Origin of the sequence: Acetobacter sp. DsW_063 (genome assembly GCF_002153745.1) — a bacterium.
GTDB lineage: Bacteria > Pseudomonadota > Alphaproteobacteria > Acetobacterales > Acetobacteraceae > Acetobacter.
Genome location: NZ_JOPL01000013.1, coordinates 13,903 through 35,125 on the forward strand (window position 1 = coordinate 13,903; position 21,223 = coordinate 35,125).

18 protein-coding genes are annotated in these 21,223 nt (G+C 51.8%); 16 read left to right on the top strand and 2 right to left on the bottom strand.

The features are described 5' to 3' along the window. Positions 1-517 precede the first annotated feature (517 nt). The 16 genes from HK28_RS02985 (at position 518) to HK28_RS03060 (ending at position 18,638) form a co-directional block, all read left to right on the top strand. A complete protein-coding gene (locus HK28_RS02985; RefSeq protein WP_086643135.1) occupies positions 518-949 on the top strand; it encodes a hypothetical protein in 432 nt (143 codons plus the stop codon). A 21-nt stretch (positions 950-970) separates the two neighbouring features. Then, the gene (locus HK28_RS13670; protein ID WP_143217299.1) at positions 971-1,435 is read left to right on the top strand and encodes a hypothetical protein; all 465 of its coding nucleotides are present in this window, start codon (positions 971-973) and stop codon (positions 1,433-1,435) included. Beyond that, positions 1,436-2,764 carry a hypothetical protein gene (locus HK28_RS02995; protein WP_086643137.1) on the top strand — a complete coding sequence of 443 codons (1,329 nt, stop codon included), beginning with the start codon at positions 1,436-1,438 and terminating at the stop codon, positions 2,762-2,764. Between the two features lie 81 nt (positions 2,765-2,845). Then, positions 2,846-4,351, top strand: a complete 1,506-nt coding sequence (locus HK28_RS03000; protein WP_233140311.1) for a phage portal protein — start codon at positions 2,846-2,848, stop codon at positions 4,349-4,351. Further along, the gene (locus tag HK28_RS03005; protein WP_086643138.1) at positions 4,352-4,918 is read left to right on the top strand and encodes a phage scaffolding protein; all 567 of its coding nucleotides are present in this window, start codon (positions 4,352-4,354) and stop codon (positions 4,916-4,918) included. It begins immediately after the preceding gene. A 16-nt stretch (positions 4,919-4,934) separates the two neighbouring features. Then, positions 4,935-6,302 carry a DUF4043 domain-containing protein gene (locus HK28_RS03010; RefSeq protein WP_086643139.1) on the top strand — a complete coding sequence of 456 codons (1,368 nt, stop codon included), beginning with the start codon at positions 4,935-4,937 and terminating at the stop codon, positions 6,300-6,302. Between the two features lie 1,180 nt (positions 6,303-7,482). Further along, on the top strand, positions 7,483-9,414 hold the full coding sequence (locus HK28_RS13675) for a hypothetical protein (protein ID WP_143217300.1): 1,932 nt from the start codon (positions 7,483-7,485) through the stop codon (positions 9,412-9,414). A gap of 223 nt (positions 9,415-9,637) precedes the next feature. Further along, the gene (locus HK28_RS03015) at positions 9,638-11,203 is read left to right on the top strand and encodes a phage tail protein (protein ID WP_086643140.1); all 1,566 of its coding nucleotides are present in this window, start codon (positions 9,638-9,640) and stop codon (positions 11,201-11,203) included. After that, complete coding sequence (locus HK28_RS03020; RefSeq protein ID WP_086643141.1) at positions 11,200-11,625, top strand: hypothetical protein; 426 nt, start codon at positions 11,200-11,202, stop codon at positions 11,623-11,625. Before HK28_RS03015 ends, HK28_RS03020 begins: the two co-directional genes overlap by 4 nt. 852 nt (positions 11,626-12,477) lie before the next feature. Then, positions 12,478-13,629, top strand: coding sequence for a hypothetical protein (locus HK28_RS13680; RefSeq protein WP_158093376.1), 1,152 nt, complete (start codon positions 12,478-12,480; stop codon positions 13,627-13,629). Then, positions 13,626-14,546: a hypothetical protein gene (locus tag HK28_RS03030; protein ID WP_143217302.1), complete on the top strand. Its 921-nt coding sequence runs from the start codon at positions 13,626-13,628 to the stop codon at positions 14,544-14,546. The genes HK28_RS13680 and HK28_RS03030 overlap by 4 nt, the downstream gene beginning before the upstream one ends. Before the next feature lie 344 nt (positions 14,547-14,890). Further along, entirely contained in the window at positions 14,891-15,940 is a 1,050-nt protein-coding gene (locus tag HK28_RS03040) for a phage late control D family protein (protein WP_143217303.1), read from the top strand. Between the two features lie 74 nt (positions 15,941-16,014). Beyond that, entirely contained in the window at positions 16,015-16,485 is a 471-nt protein-coding gene (locus HK28_RS03045) for a hypothetical protein (RefSeq protein WP_158093377.1), read from the top strand. Positions 16,486-16,523: 38 nt separating this feature from the next. Further along, positions 16,524-16,880, top strand: a complete 357-nt coding sequence (locus HK28_RS03050) for a phage tail protein (protein ID WP_143217304.1) — start codon at positions 16,524-16,526, stop codon at positions 16,878-16,880. 1 nt (position 16,881) lies between these two features. Next, on the top strand, positions 16,882-18,024 hold the full coding sequence (locus tag HK28_RS03055) for a baseplate J/gp47 family protein (protein WP_086643148.1): 1,143 nt from the start codon (positions 16,882-16,884) through the stop codon (positions 18,022-18,024). Between the two features lie 38 nt (positions 18,025-18,062). After that, on the top strand, positions 18,063-18,638 hold the full coding sequence (locus tag HK28_RS03060) for a hypothetical protein (protein WP_086643149.1): 576 nt from the start codon (positions 18,063-18,065) through the stop codon (positions 18,636-18,638). Between the two features lie 176 nt (positions 18,639-18,814). Here HK28_RS03060 and HK28_RS03065 read toward each other — a convergent pair whose 3' ends face one another. Together HK28_RS03065 and HK28_RS03070 are read right to left on the bottom strand one after the other, a co-directional pair. Beyond that, the gene (locus HK28_RS03065) at positions 18,815-19,582 is read right to left on the bottom strand and encodes a DsbA family protein (protein ID WP_233140312.1); all 768 of its coding nucleotides are present in this window, start codon (positions 19,580-19,582) and stop codon (positions 18,815-18,817) included. A 53-nt stretch (positions 19,583-19,635) separates the two neighbouring features. After that, positions 19,636-21,180: an acid phosphatase gene (locus tag HK28_RS03070; RefSeq protein ID WP_086643150.1), complete on the bottom strand. Its 1,545-nt coding sequence runs from the start codon at positions 21,178-21,180 to the stop codon at positions 19,636-19,638. Between the last annotated feature and the right edge of the window lie 43 nt (positions 21,181-21,223).

Below are 21,223 nucleotides of genomic sequence, written 5' to 3' on the forward strand. Positions count from 1 at the left end.
CAAAAGGGACATGCATTACCTAGTAATGCAAGATAAAATCCAAAGTTCGGAAAATATATATGAGCGTCTCTTGTACTCGCGATTACGCGCGCCATCGGCGACTCAATACAGCTTCACGTAACTTGCATAGAGCAAAGATAAACGGCCGGATCTCCACGGCTGAAAATGCACACGTCAAACATTCTTTTGCGGTTTAGAGTATGGCACGAAAATTTGACGATTCAGAAAGAGAGCGCTGCGTTCTGGCCCTTCCAGGCTGTCATCATGAACGCTTATCCGTCCGACAAACAGCACGACGCCTTGGCGTAAGCAGAAGTTATATTCACAGATTATCTGTTGAACTTGGATTATCTCAAGGGGCCATGAAAAACGTCTCGGAACGCCGCAAAGTGCACGGTTGGGAACCCTTGGCTGCAGGAAACTCCATTTCGTGCGGCGCCATCCAAATGAAAAGTTTTGTTTCTACTCGTCAAGACCGCTCGTTGTCTTCGTTTTTTATCCGGAAGGAGTTGTAGCCATGAGTAAAATCAGTCGTGGAGACATCATAGCTTTTCGTAAAAAATTCGCCGTAGTTATTTTTGTTTTGTCGAATGGTGAACTTATTTGCTCGCCCCTTGAAATTGAACCCGCATATGATCATCGTGCTTTTATTTTTTTGACGCCGGAAATGTTACATCTGGAAGAAGACATTCATTTAGAAACACCGGCTATCCTGTGCGTCTTGGGACGAACTACGCGACACCCAGATATGGCCATTTGCGGAATGATAGAATCGAATGTTTTGGACCAAATCGAATTCATCGCGGCGATGGAAATTCGTGCGCGAAAGGCCGAAGATTTTGGGCACTCAAGCAGCGCCAGCGCGATCGCTCTACCCGCAGGCGCGCTGATGAGTTCCTCATCGGTCTGGAATGGACGCCGCACCCCCAATCGTCGTCTTGGCGGCTAAATGCGTAGACAGCGCAGATTCATGACGCAGGACGAGTTTAGCCAATTGTGCGACTGCGTCGCTAAAAATGGAAATACTTCACACTGCATACGTCTCATCGGGCGTTCTTTGGACGATCTTTATCGCTTCCTCAAACACCACGCAGACGAGCGGCCACGCCTCACACTGGCGCTCTCCGTGTTTCACGATGACCTCATTGCAACTGTAAGAGATTTTGCTATATCGGGCATCCCGGGAATTCGACGCGGAGAAAAAGGGGCAATCATCCTGGGGGATGATGGAGAGCCTGTTATAGACCGCTCTCCCAACCCACAATTGCTGGCAGCCGTTCTCAGAGAAAGTTCCGCCCGTCTCACCCGTTCTGAACAACGTGACCGAGAAAACAGCGTCACCGCTGGCTCAGAAGATGCGGCGAGTTCGATCATGCAGGCAATCAATTCGGATCCATCGCCTGTGATGCTCGCAGTTGGCAAGATCTGCGACTAGATGGCCTTCCAGCGCGCGCTGACACGCCCTCAAATGACCATTTACAACGCCGGGTGGGACAACAATTCACGATTCCGGGTCGCTGTCTGTGGACGTCGTTTCGGGAAAACGTATCTAGCTGCCGAGGAGATTCGTCGAGCCGTACGTATCGCGATAACTCGCGGTATACCGCCAGAAAACGAAATATGGTATGGTGCTCCCACCTACAAGCAAGCCAAGAGGATATTTTGGCCCAGATTGAAGCGATTCATTCCTGCCCAATGGCTGCTCACGAGTCCAAACGAAAGCGAACTGACTATACGGTGCAAACCTTATGGCCACACAGTTCGCATCGTTGGCCTCGACAATTACGACACGCTCCGAGGGACAGGCCTATTTTTTTTTCTGGGTGACGAGTGGGCGGACGTAGCTGATGCGGTATGGCCAGAAATACTGCGTCCCATGCTGGCGACAACGCAAGGACATGCATTGTTTCTTGGCACTCCGAAAGGATATGGGAATTTTTACGACTTCTACATGAAGGGACAACCTGGCGAAACTAAGCACGCAGGTTGGTGGTCTTGCCTTTATACAACCATGGACGGTGGCAACGTCCCTGCTCATGAAATAAACGGAGCTCGCGATACCCTTGACTCTCGGCAGTATCGCCAAGAATACGAAGCTTCGTTCGAGAATTTCTCGGGACGTTGTCTCTACTCTTTTTCGAGATCCGAATCTGTGAAAAAAGTAGCTTACGATCCGAACTCAACACTACATATTGGGCTGGACTTCAACATAAACCCCATGTCGGCGACTGTTTGGCAGGAAAATCTGGATGCTGGCGGGCAAATTATAACGTGCCAGGTGGACGAGTTGGTTCTCTCCACTTCAAACACCTCGGAAATGGGCAACGAAATAAGGCGGCGATATGGACGTTTCGAAAATGACTTCTCTTCTTCGTCGCGCGTAGCTTTATCACATATCACGATATATCCGGACCCAGCCGGTCAGGCGCGTCGAACTTCTTCGGGCGGGCATACCGATATATCTATTCTACGCGATTTCGGCTTCCAAATTTTCATAATGAATCGAGCGCCACCTGTCAGAGACAGGTTAAATTTTACAAATGCGATGTTTCAAAACTCACTCGGGATTCGAAAGGCATTCGTATCTTCGCATTGCTCAAAGAGTATAGAATCCTACGAACGTTACTCATATAAAAGCGGATCGAGCGAACCGGAGAAGACAGGAGGATTCGATCATCTTGTCGATGCCACCGGGTATTATTTCGTTGCACGTTTTGGACATGATAAATTTTCTACAATTAAAACAAGCATTTTAAATCGCTGATTTTTATATCAAAATAATATCAATGCCGCGCTTTCTGACAAATAAAACTTCTTGTATTTTACATATTTCAAAGGAGAAGTGATGGATTGGTCTGAATTAAAAAAAGGCATGATGTTCTCAAATCGATTATCTGCTCGGGCCCGGGAACTTCTTGCGCTTAGTCGTGTTCTGGACGGAACTCTATACGATCACATTCCTCACCCGTTTTTCAAAAGTTGTGGAGCAGATGGATCTTACATCCCCATCAATCGGAGGCGACCATCAGTCCGCACGCATCTGTGTAACGTCGTTGTCGAGGATTCAACATCCCTGCTTTTTAATGCTTCACATTGGCCACTCGTCACCGCCCGTTTCGACGACGGGAGCGACGACCCCGTCCGTGAACAGAAGCTTCATTCAATCATTTTCGATAGCGGTATTCCATCTTTGATGGAGCAAGCCGCGATTATAGGATCGGTGGGCTCCGTAGCAATATTGGTGCAAGTTATAGACAACGAACTCGCTATAGAAATAAAAAGAACATGTTATCTAGAACCAACATTTTCCATATCAGAACCCAGTCGACTTGTGATGGTTCGGGAACAATATGTTGTTGATGCGGACTCGCTCAACAGATCGAACATTGGCTACTTCGAACCAGGAAACTACTGGTTTATCCGAGATTTCACCGAGAAGGAGACAATCTGGTACCAACCCGTACCCGTCACAGACGGTTTTCCTGGGGAGGAAAATCTGATCAGGGATCAAGATCGCTCTACGACCCATAGCTTGGGTGTAACGCCGATCATATGGATAAAGAATTTACCCGCAATTGATCCCACAGCTCCCGATGGCAAAAGCACCTTCTCTGCCGGGATCGACGCGATGATAGACGCTGACTATCTACTCTCCCAAACGGTTCGCGGTTTGCGCTACTCGGCGGACCCTACAATGGTACTCTCCGGTGACGAATACCAAATGTCAGGCGGTATTTCCGCGTCGCTCCCCAAGGACCCATCTTACGCGATATCCGTACCAGCGGGCGGCGACGCGAAACTTCTCGAGATTAACGGTACTGGAGCAACTGCGTCGCTGAGTATGTGGGAAGCGCTTCGCTCCCTGGCGTTGGAAGCTATGCACGGCAACCGTGCGCAAGGTGATCGCGTAAGCGCGGCACAGTCCGGGCGCGCCATGGAGTTAATGTGCCTGGGATTGACGTGGCTGACCGGCCGTCTTCGACGATCTTACGGCGAATCAGGCTTGCTCTCCCTCCTCAGGTTAATTTGCAAGATTACCGAATCAATACCAGACGTGAAAATATCAGGAAAATCCTACGGTCCAATAAATTCCAAGAATTTATCTCTGATATGGCCTCCGTGGTTTGAACCGACTTTTGGAGACATGCAAACTATGGCCCATGCAGTGCAAGCCGCCAGGACCGCGAACGCTGTTTCGATGGACACCGCCGTAAAGATGATGAGACCGGCGACCAGAGTCCCACACATTCATGAGGAGCGTGAGAAAATCATGAGCGATCTCGCGGAGCATGATCAACGCTTAAAAGCCCTCAAAGCCGCGGTCGAGGATCGCGATACCTCGGAGATATAAATGAGTTCTGACAAACACAGCTCATCCTTGGGCAACGAAAACGCCGGTCGTGACGTTTCACAGGGACCTCAGTCAGCTGCCGACAGCGTTGCAAACGCCTTTTCGGGACAGCTTGCGCAGGTGCAGGCCGATCTTGCGGAAGCGCGGGCGCGTTCAGTCGCACTCGAAGCCGAGCTCACGAATGCTCATGCCGAAGCACAGGCCAGTGCGGACGCTCGCGTAGCAGAAATCTCCCTGATGAAGCGTAACGCCGCAATTCGTGAGGCAGCAATTGGTGTAGGCTTTGTCGACATGGATTGCCTACCGCTTCTCGACACATCGCGAGTTTCCATATCTGAAGACGGGTCAATAGTCGGCGTCGACGACGCGTTTTCCGCTCTGAAATCGAATAAACCGTTTCTATTTTCCTGTAAGGACGGCGAAAACAGAAAGACAAGCGCCGCACGTCCGGCAGTCGCTCCAAGAGAGAGAACCCCGGTCTTTTCCTCGGTCCGCGACATGACCGACGCCGAGTACCGTGCGTCCTTGAAGAGAGTTGCGCCGTCATACGCTCGGCGATCAAATTAAGTAGGGAAGATTTAAATTGGCGATTGATAATTTTCCGGCACAATTACAGCCCATCATCCAACAGGGCTATCTGGCGCGCGAATTCACTGCAGGGCTCCAGTCTCGAATTGCCTTTCGCGCAATTGCCGACCGAGAAATTTTTCCTAACCGAATTGGCGAAAGCATCACGAAAACACGCAAGGGCCTCAAGGCCCCAGTGACCACGCCAATGAATCCGTCTCAGAACACCAACTTCGATAACGGATTGACTCCATCAAGCTGGTCTGTCGAACAATATACGCTATCGATTAACCAGTATGGAGACACGATCGACCTCAATGTGGTCAGCGAAGGCGTAGGAATTGCCGATCAATTTCTCGCAAATGCCAATACGAACGGCATCCAGGCTCTTCAGTCTCTTGATCGTATTGCTCGCAATACCTTGTTCGGCGGTGGAATCGGGGGGGTAGGCGGATACATTGGTGGCAACACGCGTGTGACCACCGCCCTCAGCGCTGCAGGCGCCGACGTGGCCGTGGACGATATACGTGGCTTTCTGTCGCTCCTGAACTCCTCTGGACAGGTTGTGTCGGTGGCGCAGTCGTCGGGAATGACCGTAACAATCGGCAGCAACGCGTATACCCTGATCGCCGCCACGGCGGACGCAGTCAATGTCTCGACAGCGCCGTTGGGAAAGTCTGGCACATTGACTTTTTCCACATCCGTAGCCGTCAGCGACGCGGTTGCCGGCAGTCCTGTGGTCGCCTCCACTGCGCCATTGGTGCTTCGCCCAAATAATCGTCTAACGACAGCCCAGCTAGTCGCCCCCACCGGCAATTACGGGTCCAGCACGTATGTTCCAGGCGATACTCTCGGCATTCAGACCGTTCTTGCGGCGGTGGCCGCTTTGCGCATGAACAATGTTCCGACAATCGACGGAGCATATCACTGCTATCTCGACGATCAGCAGATGCTTGGACTATTTCGCGATGGAGATTTCAAATACCTATACAGAGGGGCATACGGCAGTGATACTTATCGCGCCGGATCCGTCGTTGAGTTGCTGGGTGTCCGCTTTATCCCGACTACAGAAGCGCCTCTTCAGGCATCCTTGGGCGCTGGCGTAATCCATCGTGCTATTGTCTGCGGGCAGGGAGCCTTGATCGAAGGCGATTACAATGGCGTTGTCGAGATTCCAGACAGCGATCGCGCCTTGATCGAAAATCTTGACGGGATCATGATGATCACCCGAGAACCACTCGATCGTCTAAAACAGATTATTGCCCAATCATGGTACTGGATCGGCGGTTTTGCGCTTCCCACCGACGCAACCGTAAATCCCTCGATTATTCCCACTGCTACAAACAGCTATTTGAAACGTGGCGTGGTTATCGAAAGCCTGTGACCTAAGCGTATTGCGGCCGAATTTTAAATATTTGGCCGCATTCACATCAGATATTTCTAAAAAATCTCTTGGCTAAATCGGAATTCGGATTTTAGGGTACAGCCTATGAGCGAAACGTCCAACTCAAATACCCTAACCGACATTGAGCGCGTCAACGTCCGTAGGTACTGCTGGTACCCTGCTTTTGGAAGCGAGAACGTCGGGTTTTCTTCATGGCGTTTTTTTGATCATTATGGTCAGCTTGAATTTCGGCTTACAAATTTATCTATGTCAGAAATTTCAGTCGTCAGGGGCATGCTTTCCACTTTGGTTATACTCGAAACAGGGCCTTCTGACGCGGCCAATCAAATAGATACTGACAAAGCTGCAATTTGGACTCGTAACAAAGATGAAGTAAAAGATCGCGTCGACTTGTACAACCAGCAGCGGTTAGAGTTGGTGCAATTCCTAGGTATCCCCCCTGGCCCAGCACGGTCCACATTTTCAGTTCGATTGAACGTTTAATGGATATCTTCCGTCTACAAAATAGGATAGCTTTAGGGTTTCAGAAAGCGTCTCAATCATGTGGCGTTCCAACTTTACATTACAGGTCGCTCTCTTCACAATCCCCCGTAGACAGGAATCCGATCGACGATTTTTTTTGTATTTTTGACGACGTACCAAATTTTTCCGTCAAAACACCCGCACCATGGGGACACACATTTCGTTATGCAGCGCTAGACAACTCCAACATATTACCCGGCGATTACCTAGTCACAAATTCAGTTCTTGCCACGGAAAATTGTTTGCAGGACACTTACTTCGTTTGTCGCTGCGAACCAGCACGCGCACTCTTAGTCACGTTGACGAATGCGACGATATCTCTATGGCGCTGCGGCTCGTTCACAAACGAAAACACAGTTGGCCTCCAAGCTCCTCAAGGTCCGGTGCTCAGCGCCTATACTATGATAGCCGAGAACTGGCCAGTTTCCCTCTTAGCAAAACATTCTGGAAAGCCACCTGCCGCCAGATTGCCCACCGACGTTCCAGCTCAGGCATACTCACTTTTAATGCCAAACATTCCGACAATCGAGGTAAAAATCGGATTACGAGTTATCGACAACTTCAATTCAAGTTACCATATTTCCGGAGTGGAACGATCTCCCTATGGCCTGCGCGCAGATCTCGAAATCGATCAACTATGACAATCACTACTGCTGATATCGAACAATCTCTCGCAGAAAAAATTGCTTCATTCGTGTATCCGAGCGAGTCATCTAGTGAAAGTATTTTTGATTTTGACGTAAAAATTGCCCGTGGATGGCCCCCGGCCGCAGAACTGAACGCAGATTTGACGGCAGCATCTCCACTCGCTTGGATCACGGTTAATCAAAAGTCCGGGATGACTCGTGATAAGACGCGGTACGGGCGAGGATGGATCCCCAGCCGCACTCAAAGCGATATCGGAATAACAGCGAAAACGTCGAACGGAGTATTACAATTCAATGGCGTCGCCACTGCAAGCGGAGTGGCGGGCGCAGTCGTGGATGATGTAGCCTATCCCGTGTATGTATCGATCGGCGATACGGCAACCCTCGTCGCCCAGAAAATCGGGGCACAAATTCGGGAGGTCGGCCGCTCTACAATCGTAACTACAGGCTCGTCCCTCTTGAACTCATCCGCGCGAACATTTTATGCAAAAATTTCTAGCAATATTTCCATAGAACGTGAGCTATGTCGCATCGAAGAAGGATTTTGCATCTCTTTATTCGCGCCGTCGATTGCTTACCGTGACACGCTGGAGAGTGGTGTGATGACTGCTCTGTTAGCCGGGGATGAGTTACTTCGTGACGTTGATTCTGGACCATTAAAATTTGTCAAACGTGACGCAATTGACTCCAGTTTAAATGAGGGCCTATACCGCCTCGATTTGATATGGACATTTGAATACGGTTGGACTGAAACGCAAGCCGTAGCGCCTACTCTATGGCCCGTCGGCGTAGTTAACGACGCATGGGCATTTGGGGTTTTGGGCACATACACTCCGCCCAAAGCCCCACCAATCGGCGCCATTCGTTTTGACGCATGGTACGATATGACGAACACGATTGATCAACAATGCGCGGTAGCGTTATCCGACGGGCAGTGGGAATATCGCTTGCCGGCAAATTCCTCGATAATGACGGACGGCTCTGTCACATGGCCGACTGCAACTCAGGATTCCATTGATCTGGAAATTACTGCTGCATTGTCGGCCGGACTATCATTTTGGGCATTTGATTCCTATTTACCATCAAACACATTAAGTTCAGCTCTATCCTTATATCTTTCGAGCAACAAAAGAGGAAATTTACAATTTTGTATGCTCGGCCAATCTTCAAACTGGGGTGACCTCAGCGGGGTTGATGGATATAGCCCAGCGCTGCACCGTGATATCGATCTGATGTCAAACGACTTTTACTTTACTGTACTCGACGGAAGACCCCTGTATTTAATGCTGGATGCAAATAGCGGCCAACTTAGCGAGTTACCCTCTGGAATAAGTGGGGCTGTATCCTACATCCGAAGCAGAGTTGGCCATGAAACGGGAAAGGATCCTTATATCGTATACCTCTCCGGGGCTGCGCTTCAAGATTACGACAACACCACCGCCGCAAATTCTGCCGGCGCCGATGCGTCGGGCGCATATTGTACGCCACGGCTTAACGGCGCGACGCAACCGTATTCGTCGCTAACCGCTGCCGCAGCGGCGGATTGGAGCGCACGCGCGGCGTCCGGATTTCCGATGATGCCTACTGCTATGGCCGGCTGGGATCAACGCCCGCTCATAAAAAATCCGCAAGCATTTTATCCTCTCGATCCGAGTCTTAATGTTGAAGATTATTATGAGACGGCAACCCCCGACGCGCTCGCTGATCATGTTGCAAGCATGGCAGAGTTTATTCAATCAACTTCATCCACTACGTGCGGCGCCGGACTTCTCTATGCATGGAATGAATTCGCCGAAGGTGGTTGGATAGCACCAACATATTTAGCATCGGGATCAAATGACGAGCGTGTTTCCGCTGTGGGGTCAGCTATACAAAAGTTAGAGCAAGAAACACTTTATCCAGAACTACCTATCATCACGTAATATACGAAGCACGCCTGCATATCGTAACCACACAAAAAGGAAGCGGAATGAATAAGTCCATCGTAGTCACAACGCCATTTGCATCCTATAAGAAAGGACAAGTAATTTCCTCTCCAACTGAAGTTTCTAATATCCTTTCATCAAGTCAAGCGGATTATGTACGGCAAATCAACGTCGCCGTCCCTCAGACCGGTTCTATTCCCAAAGAAAAGGCGCCGATTTAATGGCGACGATATCTCAAAGCGGCGAACTAAACACCGCTTCGTTGTCCGTACCTGACCTGTACGTTCAGATTCAAACAGCTGGCGCCACCTCTCTGGCCGGCGTCGGCACAAACACCATAGGTGTCGTTGGAACAGCGTCCTGGGGCCCCGTCAACGCTCCCTGCGTCTTCGGCACCTCTCAGGAGCGTGTCGTCCTGTTCGGTCCTATGCAGCAGACATCCTACGACCTTGCTACTCCCGCCTCAGTCGCTATCGTTCAGGGAGCAAGCAGTTTCGTGGGCGTGCGTGTCACAGACGGTACAGATGCCGCGGCGACATACGCTTTGCAATACGACACCACGTCATCCAGCTATCCAATGATGCTGTCAGCCGCTTACACCGGCTCCGCTGGCAACACCATCAGCGTCGAGTTAACTGCAGGCTCAGCTCCCGGCACCTGGAAGCTGGTTGTCCAAATGCCAAACGCCGTTCCTGAGTCATTCGATAATCTGTCGACGGAAGGGGGCAACGCCGGCTTCTGGGCTACGGTCGTGGCTGCGGTCAATAGTGGCCAGTCAGCGACACGGGGTCCCAGCACTCTTGTTGTCGCCTCATTGGGAACCGGGACAACCGTGTCCCCAGCGATCATTACGGACCAGTATCTTATGAACGGCTCTGATGGAACCTCCGGCGTAACCGCCGAGACGTTGATTGGTTCTGATGACCTCAAACGTACCGGAATGTATGCGCTCCGTGGACAACAATGCAGCCTCGGCGTCCTGGCCGGCGTAACAGACGCCACAACATGGTCGACGCAAGCGGCATTCGGCGTTCAGGAGGGGGTATATATGATTACTTCTGGTCCTTCAGGCGATACAATCAATAGCGCCGTGTCCACACGGACCTCCGCCGGCGTCGACTCCTATGCGCTAAAAGTTATGTTTGGTGATTGGCTGTACTGGTATGACACTGAAAATGCAGTTACACGCCTGGTTCCCGCTCAGGGCTTCGTCGCCGGATGTCTATCTTGCCTTTCGCCGCAGCTTCCGAGCCTGAACAAACAAATTTACGGCGTGATTGGCAGTCAGAAGTCCGGACTCTCAAGCACAGGACAAGTAACAACCTATTCCTCCGCCGAGCTGACCTCTTTGTTTCAGAACGGGTTAGATGTTGTCTGCAACCCTGCGCCTGGTGGCAGTTATTGGTGTGTGCGGGGTGGTTTCAATGTGTCGAGCAACGCAGAAATTGACGGAGATGAATATACACGTGTAACAAATTTCATCGTCGGCACAGTGGCGTCCGGGATGGGTGTGTATGTTGGTCAGCCAATTTCACAGACATTATTTTCAAACATTGATGCAACACTTACGGGTTTTCTCTCCGATCTTCAAAGTCAAGGTATTATTGGAACCGCGTCTGGCAGTGCTGCGTACTCCGTGACATGTTCGGCAAAGAATAATCCGCAATCGAGAATCGCTCTAGGTTATCTTCAGGCTGACGTTAGCGTAACATATTTCGGAATCAACAGAAAATTCATTCTTAATATAAACGGAGGCGCTGACGTTACTGTCACCGCAAATACATGAGCACTCCCTACACAATCGGCCGTCAAGGATCAATCGTTCTCATCTGGAATGGCGAACGTATCGATCTGCAGGATGTCGTGAATTTTTCTGTTCAACAGGAAAGTCGTCGACAGCGAACAAATCCTCTTAACAAACCCCCGGTAGAATTCAGTACTCCAGCCGGGTGGCGCGGTTCATTTACCATAGATCGCGGAAATTCGGCGCTTGACAAACTATTCGACTCGGATGAACTTGCTTACTGGAACGCTAATTCGATTTCATCCGGCGTTCTTTACTGCTACATTCAAGAGTCGGATGGAACAACATCGAAATATGAGTATAGCGGACTTGCATTGACGTTTACTAACGCTGGCTCCTTTCAAGCGGAAAATATAGTGACGCAGACAGTGACCTTTTTTGCCAGCCAACGACGCGAGATTTAACTGTGTCTATCTACCATAAAGAACTTGTCATACTAACGACCACCAGCGGAAGAAAGCTGGAGTATAGGGAGTTGAATCCAGGAGAAATTCTGGACCTTTTGCTCGCATGCGGTGACGGATCGCAAAATCAAGCGTACATAAACGTAGTCCAGACATGGTGCTCAATTCGCGCAATCGATGGGGTTCCCATTCCGTTTCCCCGCAATCATGCAACGATCCGAGATCTCGCTAATCAGATCGGGAGCGACGGGCTCGACGCGTTGCACAGTCACATTGACTCTCTCGAATCAGCATCTGATTTGAAGGTAAAAACCGAAATAAAAAACTAACATACTCTCCGTCCTTGTCTACACTCATGGGTTTGTTACGTGCCAACGTCCCCTATGACGTGATCTGCGGTTGGGATCCACGATTGCGTGCCGCCGCGTTAGTGGTTGCAGGTCAACTGGACGGAGGGGTTTATAATTGGGAAAGCGGCACATGGACAAATTGCACAGATAATTAGTGCTTTTTTGCTTCATATAAATTTGCACAGCACCATAAAATTTCACCTTATATATTAATATTTATCACTGGGTTGAGAGCAATATTTTTTCAACAATCAAATATTGTTGTCTTGATGACAATTCAATTTGTATCAACGTTATAGGTCACGAGGTCTAAGCCGTGTCTTCAATCGAGTTTTCTAGGCCTCGCATCCTTGGCTTCAGTTTAAAAAATAAAACAAATATTTTCATTCCACCTCGCAATATTATTCTGAAAACGTTACAGAAAACTATACGAAAACAATCTAGTATTAGATTTAACTTTTTATATTACGCGAAGATCCGAAAGTTTTCTGTTGACCCTAAGGTGAAAATTGGAACAAAACATCAAAAACAAGGCCGCGATGAAAATCCTATACACATTTCATTTCGAGATCCAAACGTTTCTATAAATAGGGCAGCAAAACCTTCCACATTTTATTTACTTGCAGAAAATGATTTTAAAAAAAAAATTAAGTTTAAAAATACCATTCCGCATAAAATCTCGCACGAAGATACTGAACAGAAGAACGATTACCTAGAAAAATCCGGAAATTATAAAAAATTTCGAATCAATGATTTAACAAGTCCCAACGCTAAGCCCTCGAGCTCAAGAATCCTTTGTACAGAAAATTCTCTGCATTCAAAAGAAAATATACATAATTCAAAAAATTCAATCTTTTATAATAGAACTTCTTTGTATTCAAAAAAATATATCACAAAAATTCTGAGTAAAATAAATAAATACGGACAATTATATAATAAAAATAACACAATTTTAAATAATTCTTCTATTTATTCGATGGATCACGATTTTTCATATAAGTATAAAGTTTTTTTGGGGGACATAAAATCGAATCGATCAAAAAAATCCCATTACTTTGTTTCGAAAAAAAACTCGAACATTAACTATACAATATCTAGAAAATATTCACGCCACTCGTCATTTATACAACCCTCAGAAGATAACGTTCCAACGATAAAAAACACACATTCATTTACAAAATTTCTCCAAAAACATCCCGCAACAACACCTTATGAATTAAAAAAATACCTATTTAAACAAGAAAATTTAAAAAAACTCATTGCAGATGAACCAGGGAGCTCTTCTTTTTCTTTCCCCATTTCCAGTAACAAATTACGCTCGGCACGAAGTCAATTCACTCCGATTCCGTATCAAACTTTCGCTAATGCTCCATTTCAATTGCACACATCACGCGACGCAGAGCAGAAAAATTTTGAGGTTTTTCAAAATTCTTCTGATAAATTTAACAGAAGCGAACCCCATTCGCCACGCTATACGCATGTTGAACGTTCTATTTTTGCACATCAGAAATCTTCAGCGACCTACCAACCGAGTATAAACGAATTTGCTGATGCCGTGACCCTTCATCTGGTGAATGAACTATCGGCCGCACCAGCGCATTCCACACTGTCATGGCCACAAGCAACACCTAGCTATCCAGGATGGCATACATGACGAGCTTATTAAGAACAGCCTCTGCTATCGCATCCTTATCAAGCGCGCGCGCGTTTTCTCTCGGTTCCTTTGTTTTTCTCGACACTGAGGTTCCCTCTTTTTTACCTTGGGGAGGAATTCAGAGTACATCAGTTTCATGGGCTCCGGGCGGAGCCAAGACGATTTCGCAAGAGGGATATTTCGACGCCCCCCTAGAGTGGAGTGGCATTTTCCGTGGTTATAACGCCGTGACGCGAGCCCAAGCTCTTGAAACTATGGCCCGCGTGGGTAACGTGCTTTCGTTTGTCGGCGCTGCGTTGTCGAGGCAAGTGATAATCACGTCGTTTCAGGCGATATATACAGAAAATGGAAATATTGTTCCGTACAACATACGCTGCGAGGTTGTACCCTCCAATTCAAACCCGCTTAACGGCACAAAATCCGCGCTGGCCAACCTCATCGGCTCCGACGGAGCGGCGGCAGTGTCAACACTCTCCGCCGCGATGAGTTCCCTCGCTTCATACGCCGCAGGGATAACGTCGGCGGTGGGCGTCTACGCTGGTCAAATAACTCCTCTAGCGAGCCTTTTTGGAGCGGGAAACTCGATGACAACGTTGTACACTCAGCTAACCGGCGCGGCGACAGTCGCGGGAGGTCTTTCGGCTACGAGTTCCACGTCGTCTCTCAACGGCGCCGGAGCGCAATTGAGTTCTCTGAGCTCATCCCTGTATTCCATGATGGGTCTATCAGGGCAGGAGCTTTCTTCAATCGCAGAAAATTCGGGACCGGATGTCGTCGGCAGTATGAGCGCCCTTTCGGCTGCAGTAGGACATTCTGGTATCTTGGCATCTGTCGCATCTACCAACGCGTACGTCACTCGCGCAACGGCAAATGTAAACATTGCAACTGGCGCATCAAATTTGACGGTAGAATCCTGACTATGGCGAATATTCGAACTATTGGTCCTTCTGATGTATCTTTGTGGCATGTCGCCGCCCGTCTATTGGGCGATGCAACCCAGGCCAACAGAATAATGAGCCTCAATGCACTTAGCGATATCTGGATTCCTGGAATCATAACCATAGCAGTGCCACCAGTCGATGCAACCCAATCCGGAGGCGTTGATCAGACATGATTACGTGACGCCCGATTCTCAGAATACTGCGAAAGTCAGTTAACTTTGAATCCACGCGCCACCCCACATTGTGAGAAACGACCCATGCTTACATTAAACCAGCCCGTAGCCGTAGGCGACTCAGTGGTGCGACCTCGCCTTCTGGTCATGACTAACGGAACGGCGCTGCCTGACGCCTCAAACATTCATATAAAGAAAACGAGATTGTCTGAATCTGGGACGTTTTCCTTAACTTTACCCGTGGAGGCGTCATCTCCGTACTGGTTCGACCCTGATGTCGGAACATTTGAATTACCTATCGAAGTTTACTTGGGATTTCTTCCACATGGCCAAGAAGAGGGAACCCAACCCTATTCTCTTCTCTTTGGAGGCGTTGTCGATCACGCACACTATACCCCCGCCGGTAACAAAGTGGTCGTCTCCGGCAGAGACCGATCAGCACGACTCATTGAGCGCGAACTTTCCGGGAAATCGTTTCTAAATTTTACAGCTTCAGACGCAATTTCTCAGTTGGCTACGGAAGTCGGCCTGACACCGGACGTCGATACGACATCCGGTCTCGTCGGACAATTCTATCAGTACGAACACAAAGCTCACGGCCTTCGCAGCATGCACCGATTCCAGACGGCATGGGATTTCTGCGTCGGAATGCAACGACGATATGGTTACGACCTATGGGTCGACGGAAATACTCTTTATTTCAAAGCCCCCGACGAAAACAGTGAAATTTTATATTTGAATTGGAAGCAAGCCGATTCAGAAACAAAATATCCCGTTTCGTCTGTGTGGAATCTCGGGCTTTCTCGAAGGGTCGCATATTCTGACGGCACCGCAGTAACCGTTTCTGCATGGGACGCTCGGCAAAGAGTCTCTCACTCCGCGACCTACCCGTCGGACATATCAGCAGCTGGTCTCGGCTACGCTTATACCGCCGCCGTTGGCACAACGCTGGATGAATGCGCCGCTCTGGCGCGACAGAAGTACAATGAAACGATGGCTCACGCCAGGACATTGTCCATGAATGTCCATCCGTCTCTGTCCATATCGCCGCGCCAGCGCGTGACCATTCAAGGAACCGGAACTTCGTTTGACGGAGTTCCATACACCGTTGATGAAGTCATTTTCTCTGTGAACGGCCCTCGCATAGCGCAAAGTATTACCCTGAGAAACAGAAGCAATCTGAAGGATGCCTCGTGAGTAGCTTACGTAGCGTCCTTGACATGCAAATGCATGCGCACGCCAGCAGAATAGGACGCGCTCGACTTGGCGTCGTGAGCGCCGTCGATCCGTCCGCCGGACTGGTCAAGGTAAGGCTTCAACCTGAGAACACAGAAACAGGCTGGATCTGTGATACGGCGATCGCCGTGGGTTCGACTGTCTGCTACGCGCCCTCGGAACTAGGCTCTCATGTCCTTGTTGAGACAGTACAGGGCGATGGGGACAACTATATCGTAGTAACAAGAATTTTCGACGCCGTCTCGATGCCTCCTACTTTTTCCGCGCTTGGAGACGTCGTTCTTCAGGCAGGGCAATTTGGCGTGAAAATTGCCGATACTGAACTCGTAGTATCTGAAAGCGGAGTTACTGTCGTCGGCCCCCTCATTATCCGCGGAGATGTTTCCGTTCAAGGAACCATCAATGCTCAGGGCGATATTTCGACGTCCGGGGTTAGTTTGGAACAACATATACACCGCGGCGTACAAAGTGGGTCAAGCGTCTCCGGCACGCCTGTTTCAGGATGACATCCCTCGCACGCACATCAAACGATCGGAACGAGAACATGCCTGACGCCTATCATGTCCCGGGTTCGGATCTGACACTGGGCTCTTCGGGCGACATTGCGGTGGCGTCAGGCGTTGACGCTTCGAACCAGAGGATTCTTCGCCGCCTCGCGACGAATGCGGGAGATTACATATTTTCTCTCGCTTATGGGGCGGGGCTTCCGGGTCGAGTAGGAGGCTCGGACGTTCCTGCGGATCTGGAGACATTGATTTCCCAACAAATCCTGCTTGAAGCGTCGGTCTCTTCGACACCCGCGCCGATCGTATCCGTCACCAGATCGGGGCAAAGCATTACGCGTATTTCGATAACATACAGGAACACGGAAACAGGCGACACTGTCGCGCTGGAACTTTGATATGACCCCTTCGCTCCAAAATTTTTCGACCATGGTGTCTAACGCCGCCGCCGCCGCTCAGGGCGCTTGCAAGTCCCTTCTCGACTTCACAACCGGTTCTGTCTCGCGCTCCCTGATGGAAGCCAATGCGACGGTCGCACTGTGGCTGCAATATCTTCTGCTTCAGGTTCTGGCGACGACGCGTCTGGCGTCCTCTTATGGCGAGGATGTGGATTCATGGATCGCCCAATTCGGTATGAGCCGGTTAGGCGCGACGGCCGCCACCACTACCGAGACATTCATCTGTCTCGCGCCGCAGAGTTCCTCCGCCGTCGTTCCTGTCGGAGCAATCGTAAAGTCCTCAGATGGAACAATTTCGTTTTCCGTCGTGTCCGACACGTCCAATCCCTACTGGTCGACGTCCGCCGGCGGATATATCCGGGCAAAAGGAGTGGCGTCCATCACGTGCCCGGTCCAATGTTCGACCTCTGGAACGACTGGGAACGTGACAGCGGGTGTGCTCAATCTTTTGGGCACGCAGATCTCTGGTATCGACACCTGTTCCAATCTTGCAGCCGCCACAAATGGATCCGATCAGGAGAGCGACGCGGCTGTGAAAGCGCGCGTGACTCTTTGGTTCGCGTCCCTGTCTTCAGCGACCTTGAAGGCCGTTGAGGGCGCCATCGCTGGCGTATCGTCTAACCTGACTTATCAGGTCATCGAAAATGCTACGCCCGACAGCGTCTACCGTCCTGGATTTTTCTTCGCGGCGATCGACGACGGTTCTGGTGACGCTCCAGACGCCACCGTAGCAAGCGTCGAGGCGGCGATCGAAGCGCAACGCGCCTGTGGCGTCGAAACGGCCACCATTCGCGCAGCGCTGGTTCCGGCGGTAATCGTCGTGCCTGTCACGCTCGCCGACGGCGTCGTGCTGGCGTCTGTGCAAACCGCCGTGGAAAGTGGCGTTCTCGCATACGTCAACGCCCTCGCGGTCGGCGCCACCTGTAGTTACACAAGAATCTCCAGCGCTGCACTTACGGCGGCGGGAACCCTCGTAAAGAGTGTGGGGATTGTTACCGTCAATGGAGCTGCAGCGGACATCGGCGGCGACACAGGAAGCGTCGTGCGCGCCGCGTCGGTGGCGGTCACACTGATCAGTTCGTGATTATTCGGAATATATACCAGTACAGGATCTGAAAACTCATGGCGATCGGCGATCTTGACGATATGGCCGCGCGTATCCGCGCAGTGCTGCCGCAAGGATGGTTTCCATCAACCGAAGAAAACAGCACGCCCGTTCTGGACGGCCTGCTGACCGGGTTCGCGTGGCCCTGGGCTCAACTGCACGCGCTGCTCGCCTACACTGCGAATCAGGCGCGTCTGCAAAGCAGTACAGGAAATTTTATTGATGCTGCGGCCGCAGATTACTTTGGAAGCGATCTCGCACGAGTCACTTCCGAAACAGATACCGCATATATCGCGCGAATCCAGCAGACGCTCATAGCTCCTCGCAACACCAGACCAGCTCTTGTCAGCAAGCTTCAGGCCGTTGCGCCGGACGTGTCCATTTTTGAACCGTGGCGTGCACCTGATAGCGGATGCTATGGGCGCGACGGCTACAACACGACGAAACGCCGTTATGGCTCACGAACCTCTCCTGCCACCGTCTTTGTCGAGGCACCTGCTGGAACCGACTCAGACGCGCTGAAGGCTACAATCGTCGATACGAAAGCCGAAGGCGTGGACGTATTTTACAGGGTAATGGCGACAACTGACTGAAAAACGCCCCGAACTTCGATTTCGCGAAACCATCGGATATATCTGGCGGCGCCATCGCTCTCTCTTGACGAGCGAGAACGCGCTCAACTCGACCTGTTCAGAGCAATCACACCTCAGGTGAACGGGTGAGTTCACGGCGTAGCTACCCGCTTCGAGACTTCAACGTCGCCAAAAGTTCAACCCGGCTTGCGCAGACTGTCCACTGACGACTTCAAATCCTCGAACGACGCTGCCCCCGGAATGATCGCCTTCTCGCCGATTAAAAATGTCGGCGTGCCTTCCAGCCCGATCTGACGCGCGAGGTCCATGTTCTCGTGCAGGATTGCAGCGACGTCCGGCCCCTTCATATCCCGCTCAAGCCTGTCCGCATCCAGACCCGCAGCGGTCGCCAAAGCCCGGATCCGCGCGATCGAAGCCGGCTGGGAGTCGCTCATGAGCGCCTGCTGAAGCTTGAGGTAGCCGCCTTGCAGCCCGGCAGCGGCAATGGCCTGCGCCTCCATCTGACTCGCCGGACCAAGAACAGGAACAACCTTCTCAACCAGTCGCAGATCAGGCTCGGCCGCCACGAGCTTATCAAGATCCGGCAAAACCTTGCGACAATAAGGGCATCGCGGATCGTAGAACTCCACGACCGAAAGGGAGCCTTTGGGGTTGCCCAGAACGATGTCGCCGGACGAACCCGCGAGCTTGGCGCGGTTGGCGCGCACTGCCTGCAGACCCTTGGCCTGTTGCTGCGCCTCGGTCTCCGCGCGCATCGCGGTGATCGCGTCGGCAAGGATCGTCGGGTCCGTCTTGAGCGCATTGCGCACGATGGCGACGATTTCCTGCCGCTGCGCTGGCGTAAAACTGTCCTCCGCCCAAGAGGAGTCGGCAGGAAAAGCCGCAAGACCGCCAATGATCGCGGCGGTGAGCAAAGAGAGGCGAAGCCTTGGAAAGCGCGTCATATTCGATCCTGTAACCCAGCGAGCCATGCTTGTGAATGTCGCACGACCCGGCGTCATTTCCCCAGCGTCAGCGCGTTGCTCAAGTCCCCCAACGGCGCATTGCCGTGCGCCGCGATAGCGGCGTCGCGCGCCTGCAGCCCCGGCAACACGTCCAGACCAAACCTGCGTGTCAAAAACCGTAGAATGGAACCAGAGTCATACGGAGTGTGATCGACGAAGCCCCGTTTTGCGAAGGGCGAGATAATGATCGCCGGCACGCGGGAGCCCGGCCCCCAGCGATCGCCCTTGGGCGGCGCCACATGGTCCCACAGGCCGCCGTTCTCGTCATAGGTGACGATCACAAGCATATGGCCCCATTGCGGGCTCCGCTCCAGATGCTCGATCAGGTTCGCCAGATGGGCGTCGCCCGACATGATGTCCGCATAGCCGGAATGCTCGTTCAACGTCCCCTGCGGCTTGTAGAAGGAAACCTGTGGCAGACGCCCGGCGTCGATGTCGGCGAGCAACGCCGCGCCCGCCATCCCGCCGTCGCGCAGATGCTCTCGCCGAGCCGCCGTGCCCGGAGCGTAGGCGAGAAAGTAGTTGAACGGCTGGTGATGCGTCTGAAACTGCACCTCGCGCGACCGCAACCCGTGAGTCAGAACATAGTCCCACCCACCGGAATACCACGCCCAGCTGACGCCTGCGCGAGTCATGACGTCGCCTATCGTCGGCGCGGTCTGCGGAGGCAGCGTCGTCTTCTTCGCAGGGTCGGCCAACGCCGGATCGCCGCCCGGCGCAGGTGGGTTTTCGCTCGGCTGGTACGGCGGCTGCATCGTGTTCACGGCGTAGAAATCCGGCGTCAGATTGCCGTCATGGACAAACTTCGGCGGCCCGCCCAGAGCAGACTCAGGCGCGTTCGCCGCCACCTGCAAGGCCCGTCCGTCGGCTGTCGTCACCGCGATCAAAGGTTGGGCCGGGCTTTGATCCGCGTGCGGATAAAACGCAACGCAAGAGCAGATCAGCCACTGATGATTCATGAAGGAGCTGCCGAATGCTCCCATGAAGAAATGATCCGCCAGCGTGTAACGCCGCGCTATCCCCCACATCTTCATGTGGGAGCCGTCCCAGTTCCCCATCGGCATGGCGCCGACGTCGGACCACGCCACGAACTTGTCGTTCAGGCCACCATCGATCTGCATCTGGTTCTGATAGAACCGATGCCACAGATCCGCCGTTACAGCTGAATCGGGGACGTTCAGACCGCTCTTGCCGTCAACCGAAAACGGCGCGTTCGGCAGGTGCGCGCTCATGGCCTGCGTCACCGGCGGCGTAACGCCGGGCATCGTCACGCCGCCCCACACAGGCGGCAGTTCCGGCAGGACCTCGCCATTGCGGTCACGTTGCAGACGCGCGGACTCCGGCGCCTGCGCCAGCCCTTCGGCGCCAGGAAACCGCCCGTAGAGGCTGTCGAACGAGCGGTTCTCGTCGTAAATGACGACGACCGTCTGAATCTGCTCAAGACCGTGGCCAGCAACGGCGGTTGCGCCCGCCACCGGGGGCGGCGCAAAAGCGCAGGCGGCCAGCAGGGCAAGCCCGGCTTGCGGGGTGCGACGCATATCGTCAGTCTCCTCGGCTGATTTTCGAACGAGGCGACGCCGC

Bases quoted from the DNA above. Each gene is read 5' to 3' on its own strand.
- HK28_RS03060 (WP_086643149.1), top strand. From the start codon at position 18,063: ATGGCGATCGGCGATCTTGACGATATGGCCGCGCGTATCCGCGCAGTG.
- HK28_RS03070 (WP_086643150.1), bottom strand. From the start codon at position 21,180: ATGCGTCGCACCCCGCAAGCCGGGCTTGCCCTGCTGGCCGCCTGCGCT.
- HK28_RS03050 (WP_143217304.1), top strand. From the start codon at position 16,524: ATGCCTGACGCCTATCATGTCCCGGGTTCGGATCTGACACTGGGCTCT.
- HK28_RS03020 (WP_086643141.1), top strand. From the start codon at position 11,200: ATGAGCACTCCCTACACAATCGGCCGTCAAGGATCAATCGTTCTCATC.
- HK28_RS03065 (WP_233140312.1), bottom strand. From the start codon at position 19,582: ATGACGCGCTTTCCAAGGCTTCGCCTCTCTTTGCTCACCGCCGCGATC.
- HK28_RS02985 (WP_086643135.1), top strand. From the start codon at position 518: ATGAGTAAAATCAGTCGTGGAGACATCATAGCTTTTCGTAAAAAATTC.
- HK28_RS03055 (WP_086643148.1), top strand. From the start codon at position 16,882: ATGACCCCTTCGCTCCAAAATTTTTCGACCATGGTGTCTAACGCCGCC.
- HK28_RS13670 (WP_143217299.1), top strand. From the start codon at position 971: ATGACGCAGGACGAGTTTAGCCAATTGTGCGACTGCGTCGCTAAAAAT.
- HK28_RS02995 (WP_086643137.1), top strand. From the start codon at position 1,436: ATGGCCTTCCAGCGCGCGCTGACACGCCCTCAAATGACCATTTACAAC.
- HK28_RS03040 (WP_143217303.1), top strand. From the start codon at position 14,891: ATGACTAACGGAACGGCGCTGCCTGACGCCTCAAACATTCATATAAAG.
- HK28_RS13675 (WP_143217300.1), top strand. From the start codon at position 7,483: ATGACAATCACTACTGCTGATATCGAACAATCTCTCGCAGAAAAAATT.
- HK28_RS03030 (WP_143217302.1), top strand. From the start codon at position 13,626: ATGACGAGCTTATTAAGAACAGCCTCTGCTATCGCATCCTTATCAAGC.
- HK28_RS03000 (WP_233140311.1), top strand. From the start codon at position 2,846: ATGGATTGGTCTGAATTAAAAAAAGGCATGATGTTCTCAAATCGATTA.
- HK28_RS03015 (WP_086643140.1), top strand. From the start codon at position 9,638: ATGGCGACGATATCTCAAAGCGGCGAACTAAACACCGCTTCGTTGTCC.
- HK28_RS03005 (WP_086643138.1), top strand. From the start codon at position 4,352: ATGAGTTCTGACAAACACAGCTCATCCTTGGGCAACGAAAACGCCGGT.